Origin of the sequence: Prevotella sp. oral taxon 299 str. F0039 (genome assembly GCF_000163055.2) — a bacterium.
Taxonomy (GTDB): Bacteria; Bacteroidota; Bacteroidia; order Bacteroidales; family Bacteroidaceae; genus Prevotella.
In genome coordinates this window covers 596,026-614,959 of the sequence record NC_022124.1, presented here as the reverse complement: position 1 = coordinate 614,959, position 18,934 = coordinate 596,026, and the positions used below count along the sequence as shown (strand labels likewise).

Annotated in this window: 9 protein-coding genes; 5 read left to right on the top strand and 4 right to left on the bottom strand. The window is 37.2% G+C overall.

Annotated elements, in window-relative coordinates:
• Positions 1-70 precede the first annotated feature (70 nt).
• From HMPREF0669_RS02415 to HMPREF0669_RS02400, 4 genes are all read right to left on the bottom strand, one after another.
• A complete protein-coding gene (locus HMPREF0669_RS02415; RefSeq protein ID WP_009228603.1) occupies positions 71-1,714 on the bottom strand; it encodes a RagB/SusD family nutrient uptake outer membrane protein in 1,644 nt (547 codons plus the stop codon).
• A gap of 16 nt (positions 1,715-1,730) precedes the next feature.
• On the bottom strand, positions 1,731-4,931 hold the full coding sequence (locus HMPREF0669_RS02410; protein ID WP_020967959.1) for a TonB-dependent receptor: 3,201 nt from the start codon (positions 4,929-4,931) through the stop codon (positions 1,731-1,733).
• Between the two features lie 994 nt (positions 4,932-5,925).
• Positions 5,926-7,218: a serine dehydratase subunit alpha family protein gene (locus tag HMPREF0669_RS02405; RefSeq protein ID WP_009228601.1), complete on the bottom strand. Its 1,293-nt coding sequence runs from the start codon at positions 7,216-7,218 to the stop codon at positions 5,926-5,928.
• A gap of 286 nt (positions 7,219-7,504) precedes the next feature.
• Positions 7,505-9,553: a cytochrome c biogenesis protein CcdA gene (locus HMPREF0669_RS02400; RefSeq protein WP_009228600.1), complete on the bottom strand. Its 2,049-nt coding sequence runs from the start codon at positions 9,551-9,553 to the stop codon at positions 7,505-7,507.
• A 1,151-nt stretch (positions 9,554-10,704) separates the two neighbouring features.
• Between HMPREF0669_RS02400 and HMPREF0669_RS02395 the strand changes: the two genes are divergently transcribed.
• Genes HMPREF0669_RS02395 through HMPREF0669_RS02375 form a run of 5 tightly spaced genes read left to right on the top strand, consistent with a single transcriptional unit; the run spans position 10,705 to position 18,837 of the window.
• Positions 10,705-14,019, top strand: coding sequence for a SusC/RagA family TonB-linked outer membrane protein (locus tag HMPREF0669_RS02395; RefSeq protein ID WP_020967957.1), 3,315 nt, complete (start codon positions 10,705-10,707; stop codon positions 14,017-14,019).
• Positions 14,020-14,035: 16 nt separating this feature from the next.
• Complete coding sequence (locus HMPREF0669_RS02390; protein ID WP_009228598.1) at positions 14,036-15,601, top strand: RagB/SusD family nutrient uptake outer membrane protein; 1,566 nt, start codon at positions 14,036-14,038, stop codon at positions 15,599-15,601.
• Between the two features lie 16 nt (positions 15,602-15,617).
• The gene (locus HMPREF0669_RS02385; protein WP_020967956.1) at positions 15,618-16,502 is read left to right on the top strand and encodes a putative zinc-binding metallopeptidase; all 885 of its coding nucleotides are present in this window, start codon (positions 15,618-15,620) and stop codon (positions 16,500-16,502) included.
• A gap of 9 nt (positions 16,503-16,511) precedes the next feature.
• Positions 16,512-17,783 carry a DUF4302 domain-containing protein gene (locus HMPREF0669_RS02380; RefSeq protein ID WP_009228596.1) on the top strand — a complete coding sequence of 424 codons (1,272 nt, stop codon included), beginning with the start codon at positions 16,512-16,514 and terminating at the stop codon, positions 17,781-17,783.
• A gap of 10 nt (positions 17,784-17,793) precedes the next feature.
• Positions 17,794-18,837, top strand: a complete 1,044-nt coding sequence (locus HMPREF0669_RS02375; protein WP_009228595.1) for a BACON domain-containing protein — start codon at positions 17,794-17,796, stop codon at positions 18,835-18,837.
• The last annotated feature ends 97 nt before the right edge of the window (positions 18,838-18,934 follow it).

Here is an 18,934-nt window from a genome sequence, read left to right as displayed (position 1 = left end):
AGAGTTACCTGCTGAATCAATGCGATTAGCGAGTAACTCTATGTTATATATAAACCAAATAAATATCTATTTAATCGGTAACACCATCTCTTAGGTCACCATTTTGTCCTGAAACAGGTTCTTTTCCTGTGGTGTTATCTACTATTCCCTTGTTGTTGTCACGCTCTTTTTGAGTGAAACGATATGCGTAGTAAGGATCGTTTGCAGGCATATTGAAGCGCAAACGGGTTACAACATTGCTATCTTTGCCTGAATGGAAGCGTACAAGTGGCTTTTGCAAGCGCAACAAATCGTACATTGAGAAGCCCTCACCCCATAGCTCTACACGACGTTGGAACCACACTTCGTTTTGGAAAGCCGCTGCTGTTGTAGCTGTAACGCTATATGATGGATCTCTATATGTCTTCACAAAGTCTTCTAACACTTGTTTTCCTGCAGCTAAATTACCGCTCATTGCAAGTCCTTCTGCCTTGATTAAATACATCTCTTCTACACGCATTAGAGGCGAGTCGTTATTGTTATTGGGTGAACCAATGCCTGCTTTCATACCAAACTTCACGTTGGTATAAACTCTAAATGGTTGCTTTGATTCTAATGAACCTGTGATGATCTCATTGCCTTTCAATGTTACTCCAGCCTCTTCCCATGTCAATCCATTTAAATGACTGTTGGTTTTTGAAGGTCCAACCCACCATTCTTTGCGCACATCTGTCGATGGAATCTTGTTGTATAACAATACATTTATATCCTTATAACATGCTCCTGCGCCTGTATAACCATAGCCAGGGAATGATGAAAGCTGTGAGCTCATGGGTGCAATAGATCGAGATGAGACATCATCTACAGTTAAAAGAATACCCCACATCCAGTTGTTTTCTTTCGAAGCGTCGCAGAATGTTGGTTTAGACACATCGCTTATTGATGCTGGTTGCGCATCGGTTGCATCGATAGCCTTTTGTGCATACTCTGCAGCTTTTGCGTATTCGCCCATTGCAAGATATGTTCTTGCAAGCAAACCATTAGCTACTGCCACGTTAGCATATCTCTTATCAGGACGCTCATAGCCTTGAAGTAGCTCAATTGCAGATGTTAAGTCTGATATAATTTGATTGTAAACTTCTTCAACTGTGGCACGTTTGTTATTGTAAACATCGGCTGTTTTCTCTGTAACAAGGGGCACACAAAGTGCTGTTTTATCCACTTGGTAGTTCAATTGATAACGAGTTGCAAGCAACAAGTAATCGAATGCTCTACAAAATCGTGCATTACCGATATAGTGTTTTTGTGTAGCTGTGGCTGTAGACTCATCTATTTGTCTTAGAATAGTATTGGCAGCCTCTATCTGATTGTAGCAAGTATTGTAGCCAACTGCATTGATTCCAGCTGAACTTAAATGGTCTGAGTAGTTAGAAGAGGGCAAATACCAGTTGTAACCTGCTGCTGTACTGGTCATATCAGGACCGTTACAATCTGCCGAAAGCATGTAAGTCATGATACCAGCGTCATTGTCTGTGTCATAAACTTTACCCGGAAGGGCAGCAATTTGATATAGACCTGTGACGCTTGCCTTTAGTCTTTCTGGATTAACTCTATTGGTTTCTGCTACTTGATCAGCAGAAAGATCGTTTCCTTGTGTAGTGATATCGTTGATATCCGAGCAGCTAACCAGTAGCGCAACACCAAGAACTGTATATAAATATTTTGTATATCTCATTATAATTTCCCCCTATTTAGAATGTAACTTGTACGCCTGCAGTAACTGTACGCATTGCAGGATAATCACTAGATGCACCATTATTTCCTGAAGCATCATAAGAATAACGTGGATCAAGACCCTTACGTGCAGAGAAAACTGCTAGGTTATCGCATGCCAAATATACTCTTGCAGCTTGTAAACCAATATTATTTAGCCAGCTCTTTGGTAGAGTATAACCCAAAGTGATGTTGTTAATGCTTAAATAATCTGAGCTAATTAAGAAGCGACTTGATGTGCTGTTTGTTACATTATCACCAGCACTTAGACGTGGTATGTTTGTATTTGTATTCTCAGGAGTCCATGCATTCAAGATATCTTTATGCCAATTGGTTCCCACGTGTACTCCAGATCCAGTGTGCATGAATGATGCATATCCGTCATCATATATTCTTCCGCCTAACTGATACGAGAACATTGCAGAGAAATCGAAGCCCTTAAACTCGAGACGAGTGCCGAATCCGCCGTAAAATTTAGGTAAAAGGTCACCTAAGTCGGTACGTGTTGCAGCGTTATAAGATGTTGCATAGCTATAATCTCCATTGTCGGGATCATTATAATAGCGTGCTTCTCCAGTTGAAGGGTCTACTCCTGCGTACTCTCTTAGATAAGCATTTGCAAGTGAACCGCCCACTTTACGAATAAATACAGAACCCTTTTGGCCTCCAAGAGCCTCTAACTCAGGTGAAAGCGATAAGATCTTATTCTTATAGTGAGTAAGGTTTAGATTTGCAGTCCATAGTAAATCGTTTCCTTTTAATATCACTCCGTTCAAATCAACCTCTACACCTGTGTTCAAAACGCTACCGATGTTGGTTGGAATTGAGCCTGTTACGATACCAGAAGATGGTGGAACTGGCTTATTATAGATAAGGTCTACAGTCTTACGGCTAAAGAAATCAATGCTACCTGTTATGCGATTGTTCAACACACTGAATTCAACTCCAGTATTAAAGCTGTATGATGTTTCCCAAGTTAAGTCTTTATTACCTTTATAAGTCATTACTAATGAATAGTTTCCGTTGCTATATGAAGGCGAATAGAAGTCTTGATAAGCATAATATTGACGCTCTTTTGTAGTTGGATTAATCAACGCATCGTTACCTTGTTTACCCCAACTTGCCTTTAACTTCAATGAGTTCAACCATGTAAGTGATTGCATAAATGGTTCTTTTGTTATCAACCAAGCAGCTCCAACACTACCAAAGTTACCCCAACGGTGGTCTTTGTGGAACACAGAAGAAGCGTCTCTACGGAACGAAGCACTAACGAAATACTTGTCTTCGTAGTCGTATTGCAAACGAGAGAATATACCTTGAGACATGTATTCGTCTACATATGAGTTTGGACGGCTTTGAGGTGCGTTCGCAGCATTGTTCAATTCGCCAATGAAAGGGTTGTAAAGATGATCGTTAGATGCACCTAAATATTTATAAGTATAACGATACTTTTCATATCCAAGCAATGCACTTAAGCTGTTTTTGCCGAATGTATTGCTATATTCTGCTAAGTATTGGTTGTTCACACCGAATGCTCTTGTAGAACGAACAAACGCTATTCCATCTTCATTTGTTGCAGAAGCGAAGCTACTAGACAACACGTTTCTACGTTGATTAACAAGGTTTGCTGCTATATTTGTAGTTAAAACAAGGTGCTCGATTGGTGTTATTTGAGCATAAACCTTGCTTGTTAGCACATCACGATCAGAGTTTCCTTTGTTATAATACACGTCACGTACAGCGTTACCAGCGAAGTTTCCACGACTATAAGCAGTGTTATTACCTGAGTCGTACACTGGGTTTCCTGTTGCAGGATTGATCTTTATTGAGCCATCTACATTACGAACGTAAAGTGGATACACTGGACCTATACTATTAGAGATATAGAATACGTTACCAGCAGATGTGAAACCTGTTTCTGAATCTTGGTCAGCTGCCAAACGAGTGTTGGTATATGCGTAAGCAAGGTTAGTACCAATGCGCAACCATTTCTTTGCTTGATAGTCTGCATTAACACGTGCTGAGTAGCGTTTGAATTCTGAATTAGGAATCAAACCTGTATCTCCTAGGTAGCCAATACCTGCATAATACTGCAAACGTGGGCTCTTTCCAGACACAGAAGCATTGTACTCTTGACGGAAACTTGATTTAATAGCAGCGCTATACCAATCGTCTGGAGTATAATAATAGGTGCCATCAGAATATCCAAGCTTTGCGTTTGGATTGATACTGAAATCTTCTTTTATTAGGTTTTCACCTGTTGGAACAGTGTAAATGGGGTAACCTAAACCACCATTGTTGGCATCAAAGATACTAGCTGTTGCGTAAGCGTAAGCATCTGCCGCTGATTGTCCAGCGTAAAGTTGTGAATTATAGAGGCTCTTGAACTGTGTTTGAACATACTGTCCTGGGTCTTTTATAATGTCATATTGTGGAATTAAGCGGCTATTTGTACCCCATTTAGCATCGAAAGTAACCTTAGCATCGCCCGTATTACCATTCTTTGTGGTAATCATCACAACACCATTAGCACCACGAGCACCATAGATAGCATTCGAAGCAGCATCTTTCAATACGGTCATTGAAGCAATATCAGAAGGGTTGATTGATGAAATATCACCATCATAAGGTACACCATCTAATATAATAAGAGGTTTATTGCTTGAAGAAATAGAACCAATACCACGAACACGGATGATTGGATCTGCTCCAGGAGCGCCGTTTGTGCTATACATTTGCACACCTGCTACACTACCAGCAAGGGCTGTTGAGGCATTAGAAACAACACGTTTGCTAAGTGTTTCGCTACCTACTACACCTGCTGCACCCGTAAATGCTTCCTTTTTTTGCTTACCATAAGCCACCACAATCACTTCATCTATCTGTTTATGATCGGGATCTAACACTACTTTTAAATTGTGCGAAGCTTTCACTATTTTAGTAATCATACCAATATATGATACTTCTAAGCGTTCGTCTAAGCTGTTTACGCTTATCGAAAAATTACCATCAGTGTCTGTAATGACGCCTTTATCTGCGCCAACCACTTTTACTGAAGCACCTATCACAGGTTCATTCCCCTCCGAAGAGAGTACTAATCCCTTTACGGTTGTTTGTGCAATAGCTGCAGAAACGACGACAAAGAGACTCAAAAAAATCAATGTTAGTCTTCTTCTCATAATCTTTTTGGTTTATAACAAATAATAATAAATGATGTGGGACTTATCTTTTTATGCTACAACTCACAAACAGAATCAGCCTTTACAATAGTTTTTACATCCAAGTTTATACTCTCTCAAACAATTTCTTACGTTTCATTACAAATAAACAACGTATTCTTTGAAATTGAAATTTAAAACAGTTATCTTTTCGATTTTTACAAAAATAGGGAAAAGCGACGAACAAAGCAAGCGAAAGTTGCAACTACTTTCCAAATTAAACACATATTAACTCTTATTTGTATAAAAACTGTATGAAGCCATACTTTTTATATATTAAATAGCAATAAATTTAAGAACTAAGTTTCAAAGTAAAAGAATTAGATAGCTATTTCTTATTATTTAAAACCTGATTTACATCAATACGCAAGTAATTAACAATAAAACAGAGAACAAAACCATGCTAAGTAGCTCAAACATAGCACCTTTATTATTTAAAAGAAAGTAGAATGTAAAAAAAACAAACTATTATGAAATAAATTTATTAAAAATATATTTACAAATGAGTTAATTCCTTAACAGGACATAAAAGCGATCTATTCTAAAAAGAATGGAAAGACCCTTGCACCACAAAGGCTTTTCCACTGCATTAAACAAAGCGCAAGAACAATTAAACAACATAAAACAATAACTGTACAAAAGCTGTGATATTGGCTCGCAATAGCAATGTTATTAGGTTCTAAAAGCAATGCAATTACCCATCAAAAGCAGTGCTTTTGTGCCCCTACCCTGCACAGCCCGCTTTCAAAGGCATTGCCACAAAATAGAAATTGCGCTACTAATTTCTTAGCAACGCAATCGTTTTATCTCTTTATTTCTTTTCATTCGCCATCATTCCTTGCTCTTATTATTAAGCATACACCTTATTAATATAATAAGACTATAAGCTTATCGGCACGAAGACAGCGGCAAATATAAGTAAATTAGCTTACCAATAAATAGGATTTATAAGTACTTAGCAGCCATTTTTGCTCACCATAATATTTAGAACCATCTCGTCTGTGAGGTTCATTGCATTGGCTCCGATACTAGTTAGGTTGCGAATCGATTTATCTACATCATCATCTACAATACCTTCGGCTGCGGTAACGAAACGTCCTTCCATTGATAACACTGCCGATAGCAATGCGGTTGAAACGCCAGAGCTAATCTTTAACGAACAACCTGGCTTGGCTCCGTCGCACAACATACCTGCTAAATTGGCTATCATGTTCTTCACTGAGTGGCAAATCTTATCATAATCGCCTCCCATCAAGTAGGTTATTCCACAACTACTACCTATCGAAGCTACCACACAACCACACAATGCAGAAAGCTTTCCAAGGCTTTGTTTGATGTAAATGGCGGTTAAATGGCTCAATATTAAGGCTCTCACCAATTCTTCTTCGGTGTTTTTGTTCTCTAAAGCATATACAACCACAGGGTTAGTGGCACATATTCCTTGGTTTCCTGAACCCGAATTACTCATCACTGGTATCATTGCTCCACCCATACGAGCATCACATGCCGACGCTGTTTTGGCGATAACGTGCGAATAAATGCTATCTCCAAAGATTCCATGAGATAGCGGACGGTTCATTGTTTTACCCAAACAATGTCCGTAGTTGCCTTTTAACGAATCTTCTGCAGCCTTTAAATTATAGTCTTTAGCTTTGAGAATAAAGTCTATTTCACCCACTGGAGCAGTGGTTGCAAAGTCGTAAACCAACTGCAAATTAAGCGAAATATCTTTTTGTTCACATGTTTCTGAACGAGCTGTGCGATTATCTAACAACACTTCTCCATCTTTTTCGATGTACACAATATTTGTATGTGCGCAAGAAATGATGACTGTTACCTTACTTGTTTCGGTAGAACTCTCTACTTCTATATATAGTTTTTCTTCTATATTGCTCTTCCTTAATATCGTTATTCGTTGCTCTTTAATAAAGGCTTTTCCCTCTTCTAAAGTTTCAGGCGTAAGGTCTTTAATCACTTCTAACTGATATTCGCTCTTTCCTATCAATGTACCTAAGGCAATTGCGATAGGCAATCCAATCATACCTGTTCCAGGAATACCCACTCCCATGGCGTTTTTTAGGATATTTGCGCTTAGCTGTGCTCTCACTTTTTGTGGTCTACAGCCCAACACTTCGGCTGCTTTTGCAGCACACAATGCCACAGCCATAGGCTCAGTACAGCCCACTGCAGGCACAACTTCTTTATTAATAAGACTTATAATCTGTGCTCTTGTTTCTGCATTAATCATTGTTTAAGGCTAATTTAAAGTGTTGATTATAATGTTTCTGAATTAGTTTGAAAGGCAATTAGAAAGCTACACGATTTTAAAAGGATTGCTTTTAGGTTGTAAAAAGACTGCTTTTGCATGCTAAAAGGACTGCTATTACACACCAAAAACATTGCTTTTATTTTCAAACAAAATAACTTATTGTAGATAGTCTATTAAAAACAATTGATGAAACGAATGTGGGTTCTGTCTTCTTTAGATAAGAATCGAGAGCAATATACATTCGTTTCATCAATCTATGAGCCTATTATTGTTGCGCTTTTCTAAAGGTTGCAAGACCCTTATCAAGGAAATCTAAGTAGGCAGGAACATCTTCTTTATAGCTATAAGAGCCAGTAATGGGGTGTCCGTTGTGGTCGAGTCCAACATATTGAGGTTGAGTGTTCGAACCAAACTTAACTCTTTGAAGATAGCTCCACTTATCTCCTATAGTGCGAAGTTTGCGCTCTTGTCCGTTTTCTGTAACGACAATAGGTTCTTTAAGTGGTGTTTTATCGTCTACAAAGAGAGATATTAGAACATAATCGTTAGTTAACTTAGTTGCAACTTGTGGGTCGCTCCATACCGAAGCCTCCATTTTACGGCAGTTAACGCAACCAAATCCTGTGAAATCTATCATCACTGGCTTACCCAATTGCTTAGCTGCTGCCATTCCTTCTTCATAGTCTTTGTATGCAGCGTGTACCTGTTTAGAATCTAAGTTGAAGTCTTGTGTATTGATAGGAGGCGCAAAAGCACCTACAGCTTTAACGGGTGCGCCCCACAATCCTGGCACTAGATAAACGGTAAAGGCAAGAGATACCATACCAAGAGCTATCGCAGGAACGGGCATTGCCTTATCTTCTCCATTCACAAGGTCGCTTGGGAACTTGAGTTTTCCAATGAGATAAAGACCTAACATACCAAATATTACGATCCAAATAGCAAGAAATACCTCACGATCTAATAGGTGCCAGCCATAAGCAAGGTCGGCAACTGAGAAGAATTTCAATGCAAATGCTAGCTCAATGAAACCCAATGTAACTTTAATGGTATTCATCCAGTTACCTGATTTGGGTGCTTGTTTGAGCCAAGAGGGGAACAATGCAAACAAAGTGAAGGGCAATGCAAGTGCAAGTGCAAAACCAAACATACCTATTGCGGGTGCGGTTATGCTGTTGGTTGTACTTACTTGTACCAAAAGAAAGCCGATAATAGGACCTGTACAAGAGAAACTTACCAGTGAAAGGGTGAAAGCCATGAGGAAGATAGATATCAATCCACTTGTGTTGTTGGCTTTATTATCTACTGAATTTGCCCATTTTTCGGGAAGTTTTATCTCGAACCAGCCAAAGAAAGATAGTGCAAAGACCACTAAAAGGGCACAGAACACAATATTAAATACCGCATTTGTTGCCAGATCATTTAATCTACTTGCACCAAATATAGATGTAATAACCAAGCCTAATGTGACATAAATCACCACAATAGATATACCATAGGTTATTGCATCACGCAATCCTTTGCTTTTATCTTTGTTTCTTTTAAGGAAGAAGCTAACGGTCATGGGGATAATTGGCCATACACATGGTGTAAAAAGTGCCAACAATCCGCCTAAAAATCCCATGATAAAGATGTACAAAACAGATTGGTTAGCAATATCGCTAACGCCGTCTTTTGCCTGAAGTTCTTTCACAACGGGAGTCCAAAGGTCTCCACTTGCTACGCTCGATGTGGTATCAACCTTTGCAGAAGTAACACTATCGGTGGGCAAAGAGCTTACAACCTCAGGTGTTTCTGCCTCTTTTTCTATTTCATTTTCGTTTTTTTTTACGTCTTTTGCAGCGTCTGCAGTTGCCGTAACGGGTGCTTTCCCATTCTTCTTCAATGTTACTTCAGAAGGTGGCATACACATTTTATCGCTACATGCACCATACTCTAAGAAAGCATCGATGGTGTATTCAGGCTTAGTAAATTTGATTTTCTGAACGAAGGTTACATGATTTTCGAAATAGCGAAGGTTCATTCCGAACATCTGATCAAAGTTACTGATTTCTTTTCCGACTGCTTTCAAGCCACCTACAAGCTCAATACCATCTTTTTTGTCAAACTTCAAGGCAGCTTCTGTTGGTCCTCCAGACCCCAAGTTTGTTGAATAAACGTGCCAATGAGGCTCAATTGTAAGAGTAAAAAGCATTTCGGCTTCGGCTCCCTTACCCATTTTTAACTGTGAAGAAGACTTCACTGGATTTGCCATCTGTGCATTAGCGAATATCGCAATAAGCAATAATAACGCCATAGAGATAGTTTTTTTCATCTTCGTGTGCTTTCTTTTGCTTTATAATATGGTTATTTTCTACTTGCAGTTAAGAAGTTTTTTATACTCTCTTTATATATAAAAAGGTGTGCAAGATATATTCTTCATCACCTTTCCACTTAGCTTTCTTTATTTTATTTGAAGGTTATTATCTGTTTTTTTGCCTTCATAAAGAATAAAGGTTATGCAAATATACATATTTAATATCATTTACTACACAAAAAAACAATAAAAAAAATCTATCATTTTACCTTTATTTCTTTTTACTATGCTATTCCACTCTAACACTTATTTACCCTTCTTTTCTTTCGTATTACACCTTTTAGCCTTGGATACAAATTCGTATTCATGTTAAGTTACATTTTATTGAGCAACAAAAGCATTGTTTTTAGAGTATAAAAGGAATGCTTTTGCACGTAAATGGCAATGCTTTTGATTCGCAATAACAACGCTTTTAGCACATGATACATTACACCCCCATAAACAAAAGATAATCAAAGCATTATACATTCGTCTATTTTCTTTATACAACTTATAGTCTTTCGAATCACGATATATTAAACAATAGCATACAATTCCTCCATACTCTTTTGTCTATTCCATCTAAAACAAGCACAACTTTAAGCATCTATTTTTAACAAGTATTAGATTGTAATAAATAATATAATAAAAAAGTGAGGCAAAAAGTATATAAAAATAAAAAAATACGAGCTATTTCCACAGAAAACAAGCATCATTCTATTATAGTCTCACAGATAAAACATGTACATAAAAACACTATTTACTTTCAATTTGTTACAAATAAAAAGTAAAACGTGCATTTATGTATCTAATTTGCATAAATATCGATTTTAATTAATTTTCCCTTTGACAACTGTTAAAAAACATTACAAAAGTGAATTATTTATTTGATTTACTTGCAAAAGGATTTCATTTCTCTTATTTTTGCTAAATCCACTACTGAAATATTGTTTTTCTTTCATTCTTTTTAGTAGTTGGCACCTTTTTATTTTAAATTAAAACAAAATTCAGAAAATGATCTATTGTTTTATACAAAATAAAGAATTGGATGGCGAAAAGAAGATATAAAATATATAACACCACAGATAAAAGTTTTTATTTACATTAATTATTAATTAGAGAGAAAGTTTATGAAGAAAAGACTAACTATGTTTTTAGTTGGCATATTCCTTTGCTTAGGAAGTGCTTTAGCTCAAACTAAAGTCTCTGGAGTAGTTATTGGTGCTACTGATAACGAGCCTGTTATTGGTGCAACTGTTACAGTTGCAGGCACAAAAATAGCTACAGTGACCGACATGGATGGAAAGTTTTCGCTTTCAGTGAATGAAAGTAATCCAAAAGTAACTATTAGTTATATTGGTATGGTTACTCAAACTCTTAAAGGAACCACCAATATGAAAGTGTTATTGAAAAGCGATGCACAAGTATTATCAGACGTTGTGGTAACTGGTTTAACTAAAACCGACAGACGTTTGTTTACTGGTGCTACCGATAAAGTAGATGCTTCGAAAGCACGTTTGAATGGTGTTGCAGACATTAGTCGTTCTCTTGAAGGACAAGCAGCAGGTGTTTCAGTTCAGAATGTTAGTGGTACATTTGGTTCTGCACCTAAAATTCGTGTTCGTGGAGCAACCTCTATTTATGGTAGTTCTAAACCTCTTTGGGTAGTAGATGGTGTTATTATGGAAGATGTTTCTAACGTAGGAGCAGACGATTTGGCTTCTGGTAATCCCGAAACACTTATCAGTTCTGCTATTGCAGGCTTGAACTCTGATGATATTGAGAGCTTCCAAATCCTTAAAGACGGTTCTGCTACATCTATATATGGTGCTCGTGCCATGGCAGGTGTGATTGTTGTAACTACTAAAAAGGGTAAACAAGGACAAGCACATTTTAACTATACAGGTGAATTTACATCTCGTTTAGTTCCTTCTTATTCTAACTTTGATATATTGAATTCACAAGATCAAATGGGTATCTATCGTGAATTAAAAGATAAGGGTTGGTTAAATTATTCTGATGTGTTGAATGGTAAGGACTATGGAGTGTATGGTAAGATGTACGAACTCATCAACACTTACGATCCAGCAACACAGCAATTTAAGTTAGCTCATACCACTTTAGCGCAGAATCAATATCTTCGTGAAGCAGAATATCGCAATACCGACTGGTTCTCATTGCTTTTCTCGCCTGCAATTATGCAAAACCACTCTGTTAGTATGAATGGTGGTACTGCAAAATCAAATTACTATGCCTCAATGAGTGCAATGCTCGATCCAGGATGGTACAAGCAAAGTAAGGTAAATAGATACACTGCAAACTTTAATGTTACGCATCAAATATTAAACAACCTTTCATTAAACGTAATTGGTGGTGCTTCTTATCGTAAGCAAAGAGCACCAGGTTCACTTGAAAGAGAAGTTGACGCAGTGAATGGAACTGTTGTTCGTGATTTCGATATTAACCCCTATTCGTATGCTTTAAATACATCAAGAGCACTCGATCCAAATGAGACATACGTTCTAAACTATGCTCCTTTCAATATTTTCCACGAATTAAATAACAACTATATCGACCTTAATGTGCTCGATGCGAAATTCCAATTCGAGTTAAAATATAAGCCTATTAAAGACCTAGAACTTGCTGCCCTTGGTGCATTTAAATATGCAACAACATCGCAAGAACATAAAGTTTTTGATACATCTAACCAAGCAGAGGCATATAGAGCAATGCCTAATGCTATCATTCGTGACAAAAATTACTTGCTTTACACCGACCCCGACAAGCAATATAGTAAGCCTTACACAATATTACCTAATGGTGGTATCTATCATAAGGGTGAAAATAGAATGAGTGATTACGACTTCCGTGTTACTGCAAACTATAACCACACTTTCAACAAGGCACATATCGTGAATTTATTCGGTGGTATGGAAACCACAGAAATAAATAGAACAAGAACTTTCTTTGAAGGTTGGGGTATGCAATTCGATGCTGGTGAAACTCCATTCTATGTGTATGACTTATTCAAACGACAAATAGAAAGATCTGAAGTGTATTACACTCTTAATAATACACATTCATTTAGTCAGGCTTTCTTTGCTAATGCAACCTACTCATATAAAGGAAAATACGTTGCTAATGGAACGTATCGCTATGAAGGCTCAAACCAAATGGGACGTAGTAAACAGGCCCGTTGGATGTCTACTTGGAACGTTTCGGGATCTTGGAACGTTCACGAAGAAAAGTGGTTCGACAAACTTAAGCCACTATCTCACTTGACATTACGTACTTCTTATAGTTTAACTGGAACACCACCAGCAACTACATTCTCTAATCCTGTTCCTCAATTAAGGTCTACAACACCTTATCGTAGATTTGCTTCAATTAAAGAACCTGCGATAGAAATCTATAAATTAGGTAATAGTAGCTTGACTTATGAGAAAAAGAATGAGTTAAACTTTGGTGTGGATCTTGGTTTATTACATGACCGCTTGAATGTTACTTTCGACGTTTATACCCGTAATAACTTTGATGAAATGGGCTATACAATTACCGAAGGTATTGGAGGAGAAGTGGAAAGAGCTGGAAATATTGCACAGCTCCATTCTAATGGTATGGAACTTAGCGTTTCTTCGACAAACATTAAAACCAAAGATTTCTCTTGGGTAACCAGTTTTATCTACTCATATACCAACACTGAGATTACAAAGCTACACAACTATGCATCTGTTAGACAGCTTGTAAATGGTAGTGGATTTGCATTAAAAGGCTATCCTGTGCGCTCTTTATTCTCAGTTCCTTTCGTAGGACTAACAGAAGAGGGGCTTCCTATGTTCCTAAACGAGAATAATGAAGTTACAACAACAAACATTAACCTTCAAGAACGTCAGAAATTAGATTTCTTAAAATATGAAGGTCCAACCGATCCAATATACACAGGATCACTAGGAAATGTATTCTCTTATAAAGGATTCCATCTAAATGTCTTCATGACTTACTCATTTGGAAACGTACTTCGATTAGATCCCGTATTCAAAGCGGCTTATAACGACCTATCTTCAATGACAAAAGTCTTTAGAAATAGATGGATGAGGGGCGGTGATGAATTAACAACCAATGTGCCAACCATCATAGATAGATACAGAAACAAGAAAACAAACAACATAGAAAGAGCGTATAGTGCTTATAACTTATCTAACGTTCGTGTTGCAAAGGGTGATTTCATTCGTCTAAAAGAGGTTTCTCTTACCTATGATTTCCCTAAAGCTTGGTTATCTAGCACACCTATTAATAACTTATCGCTCAAGCTTCAAGCAACCAACTTGTGCTTATTATATGCTGATAGCAAGCTAAACGGACAAGACCCTGAGTTCTTTAACGCTGGTGGAGTGGCTTCTCCTATGCCAAAACAATTTACTCTAACAGTTAAGGTTGGACTATAATAAAACTAAAAAGATTATGAAATATACATATATATCATTATTATTTGCAGCTGCAACGACTCTTTTAGGGGCTTGTACTGACAAGTTAGACATGCTACCTGATAATCGTATGACTCTAAAAACACCATCAGACGTGAGTCGTTTGCTCGTAAGTGCCTACCCAGGTACACACAATGCATATATGCTAGAGTTGTATTCAGACAATACCGATGAACTAATTAACCCTTCTTGGACTGCTTATGATAGTTTTCAAGAGCAAATTTATAATTGGGAAGACAATATAGACTTTGGCTTCGGAGATGATCCTAAAATGCAATTTGATGGGTTTTGGAATAGTGTTGCCACTGCAAACCAAGCAATAGAGTTCATTGAAACTGCTTCAAACAAGAATGCATACAACCAACAATTAGGTGAAGCTTATCTCTGTAGAGCTTATTCTGTATTTCAATTAACAAATACTTTCTGTGAAGCCTACACCCCTGAACGTGCAGATAAGGCTTTAGGTATGCCTTATCCAACCACACCTGAAAATGAGATAGGAAAACATTACGAGCGTGGAACTATCGGAGAAACTTATAAAAAGATTGAAGAAGATTTGCTTAAAGGCTTAGCTTTGGTTGGAAATAATTATAGTCAACCTAAATATCACTTCACTCCTGAGGCTGGAAATGCCTTTGCTGCTCGTTTCTTTCTATATTATCAAAAATATGATAAAGCGATTGAATATGCAACAAAGGTTCTAACTGCAAATCCAGAGAACAAGCTTCGTAACTGGAAAACATGGAATAAGATTGCAGCAAACGATCAATGGCAACCCGATGCATATATCGATGCTAGCGAAAAAGCTAACTTACTACTCATTTCTGCCTATAGTGCCCAAGGCTTTATAGCAGGTCCTGGCAATGTTGGTTCACGTTATGTACATGGAAGTGTGTTATCAAATACAGAAACTTTAAGAGCAGCAGGTCCATGGGGACGTGGTTCTTCATTGGGTTATTCTCTATGGTACAATAACTCTACCGATAAAGTTATATTGAGAAAGATACCTTTCTTCTTTGGTTCTTCAGATCAAACAGGAAATCAAGGAAGTCCTTATTCTACCTATTCTGTATTTAATACTGACGAAACCCTTATGGTAAGAGCTGAGGCTTACGTTCTTTCAGGACAATACGAGAAAGCTCTTGCAGACTTAAATACAGAGTTAAAGGCATTCTCTAATACTCCTGTCACATTGACTTTGCAAAAAATTAAGGACTTCTATAGTTCAATTTCGTACTACACTCCAACGAGACCAACTCCTAAAAAGAAGTTCCATACAAACTTTACTATCGAAGGAACAACACAGGAGCCATTACTTCAAGCTATTCTTCAGCTTAAACGTCTCATTACAATGCATGAAGGTTTACGTATGCAAGATGTCAAACGATATGGTATAACTATTTATCGTAGATCAATAGACACAAATAATACTATTAATCCTGCTACAGATTCAATCACGGTAGATGATCCACGAACAGCTATTCAAATTCCACAAGAGGCTAGAGTTGCAGGCTTTCAAGCGAATCCAAGAAATAAAAAATAAAATAAGGAGACTTTATATGAAATATAGATATTTATTAATTGCTGTATTATTTACATTAGCAGGCTCGTTTGTTTCATGCTCAAAAGACAATCTTGATAGTACTTCTATCTTCCCAGAAACTCAACCTAAGCTTGACAAATTTGAGACATGGATGGAAAATAATTATACACTCCCTTATAATGTCGATATGCAATATAAGCTAAATGACATCGAAACAGAAGGAAAGCACAATCTTGTACCAGCCGATTCTGCTAAATCTGCTAAGCTAGCAATAATCACTAAATACATGTGGTTCGATGCTTACAATGAAGTTGCAGGGCAAAATTTTGTTAAACTAAATAGTCCTCGTGTTGTAATGCTTGTGGGTTCTCCCGCTTTTAACTCTGATGGCACAGAAACATTGGCTACAGCTGAAGGTGGATACAAGGTTACTTTATATAGAGTAAACGAGCTAACAAAAGCAACCATCTATAATTACAATTGGTTAAACTTCTATTTCTTCCACACAATGCACCACGAGTTCACTCACATTCTTAATCAAAAGAAACCATATGATGAATCTTTTGATAAGATAACACCTACAACTTACGTCAGTGGCGAATGGTATCAATTGGGAGAAGAGGAATGCTTAAAAGAAGGATATATTAGTAATTATGCAAGAAGCGAACCACGAGAAGACTTTGCAGAGTTGCTTTCTTTCTACGTAACAGATAGTCCCCAAAAATGGAATGATCGCCTACAACGTGCGGGAACCAAAGGTGCAAGCCTAATAAATCAAAAGATAGCACTTATTAAAAGTTATATGAAAAACTCATGGAACATCGATATTGATGATTTAAGAGATGTTGTTCTTCGTAGAGGAAAAGACTTAAGAAAAATTGATTTAGAACATTTAAACTAGTAGAATAATATGAAGAGAATCTTAAATTATATATTACTCCCTTTTGCACTCATCGCTTTTAGTGCTTGTGCACAAGATGAAAAAGAACTATTCAATGAATCTGCATCTGTCAGAATCACCAATTCTATAGAAGAAGAAACTAGAATTCTTGAAAGTGCAACAAATGGTTGGGAACTTCATTACTACACTGGTAAAGAGTATCGCTTTTCTGGTTATACTTATCTTCTTAAGTTTAAGGATGGCAAGGCCTCTGTCGCTGCCGACTTTGTAGGTAGCGATTCTATCTCAACATCAAGGTATGAACTTAAAAGAGACCAAGGTCCTGTTCTCACTTTCACCACTTTTAATGCAATCATGCACGAAAAAGCTCAAGTGTCTCTTGAGAATGTTAATGGCGAAGAGGGCGATTATGAATTTTTAATTCTAAAGGCAACAGCTGATACAATTCATCTAAAAGGCAAGAAATGGGGTAACCACATGTATCTAACACGCCTTGCAGATAATGTGAATTGGAAGGAACACTTAGATAGTATCATTAGTGTTAGCAGTGGAGTGTCTAACAATTATGAGATCTCGGTTGGAGAAAGCGATGCTACAGGTAGCGCATCACTCAACACTCTAACACAACATGCCAACATTAAAGTGGGAAACAATTCATATTCATGTGCTTATTCCACTACGACTACAGGTATAGAACTTGCTCAACCCATCACTATAGAAGGTAAAGAGTATAATTCTTTCACACTAAATAACAAAACTCAAAACCTCAACAATGGTGATGTAACCCTCAAACCAATTCTTCCAGAAGGCTACAAACCAATTTCCTTTTGGATAGGAAAGTGGAAAATAAATCATTCTGGAAAGGCAAAAGCATTTGTAACACTAAAACAAGGCTCAGGCAGAAAAGTTCAATCCACTCTCGAATATAATGGAAAGAAATATCCAATAGATTACATCTACGATTCTAATAAAGGATGCTTACAATTCATAATACAACATTTAGAGGTAAAAACTACTGAGGAACCAGGTGGAGCACTCTTTGTTCCTTTCTCTGAAACGGCTTTCAATTTTGTCATTGCAGAAGGAGCTGGAGGTAATTTTATCTGGGATGAAACATCACAAACAGCAAAATATGTGAGCAAAGGTACTGGTAAGAATAAAGCCAACACCTTTTACGCTGTTGCATTTAATGAAAAAAATGAGCCAATTGAAGTAGATGGCGACTTTGTTCTTACGATTCAGCTCAACAATATAACCTCTTTAACACGTGTAAACCCATAGAAATAAAGTTATGAACAAGATATTTGGATTTTTACTACTTGTTGCAGGATGCCTTTTCACGGCATCTTGCAACGATGACAACACAAATTATGTTGCCCCAAGCACTTTAAAGATACTTAAAGCAAAAACTTATTTCAAAGCAGATCTCGATACTACTGTTGTAGTTGCCTCAACTCCTATTACCGAAGCAACCACCGAAGCAACATGGCTAAAAGCTGAAATAAAAGGCGATAGCGTGCAATTATCAACTCAAAGCAACGACAATTTAACTTCACGTGGTGCTCAAGTGCTATTGAAAGACGCCAAAGGGGCATCTTTTACCCTTAGTGTCACCCAAGAAGGAAGTGTCTTTTCTCTAGAGAATAATAGCGACCTTGTCTTAGAAGACGAAGCTGCAAGCTCTAAATTCAAGTTTAATACCAATCGAAAAGTAACAATAAGCACCACTGCCGATTGGCTCCAAACCAAAACAGATGCAGATTCTCTTACTATTAGTGTTGCAAAGAATACAACAGGTAAACCTCGTGTGGGTTATGTAAAACTTGCTTTAGGCGGATTCAAAGACTCTATTAGAGTTGTTCAAACAAGCATTGACGACTTAGTAGGACACTACACACTAAAGTATGAAACAGTAACAATAGATAAAAAAATCGAGTCAAAGGAACTTGAAGTTGAGATTACAAAAGTTACAAAAGATAGTATTTCACTTCATTTCGGCAATGCATATAGTTGGGGCGGTAAGTATAAAGGAGGTGGAATATTTGCCTTCAAGGCAGGAGAAACAGTACTTAAGCCTCAAAATACAAGTGCAAATTCAAATTATTTAAAATCAGTATTGATTTCAAATAAAGGTGAAATGACTTTCAAAAAAACAGACTCAATCAACCTAGAACTTACAAATGATAACAAACTAAAATTTGTATCAAATGGTAGTAGCCATATAGGTGAGACTCCACACTTTGGTTTTGCGCTATTTAATAAAGAGGATGCCGACCAAACAAACTTTCTAGGTTTATACGGAAGCTATCTTGATCCATACATGATTGCAAAATAAAATCAGAACTTTTTATCATCTTCTGAATATTCTTCTTTTTGTTTTTAATCAAAAAGAAAGCGTTGGTTCCTGTGAAGAAACCAACGCTTTTATTTTG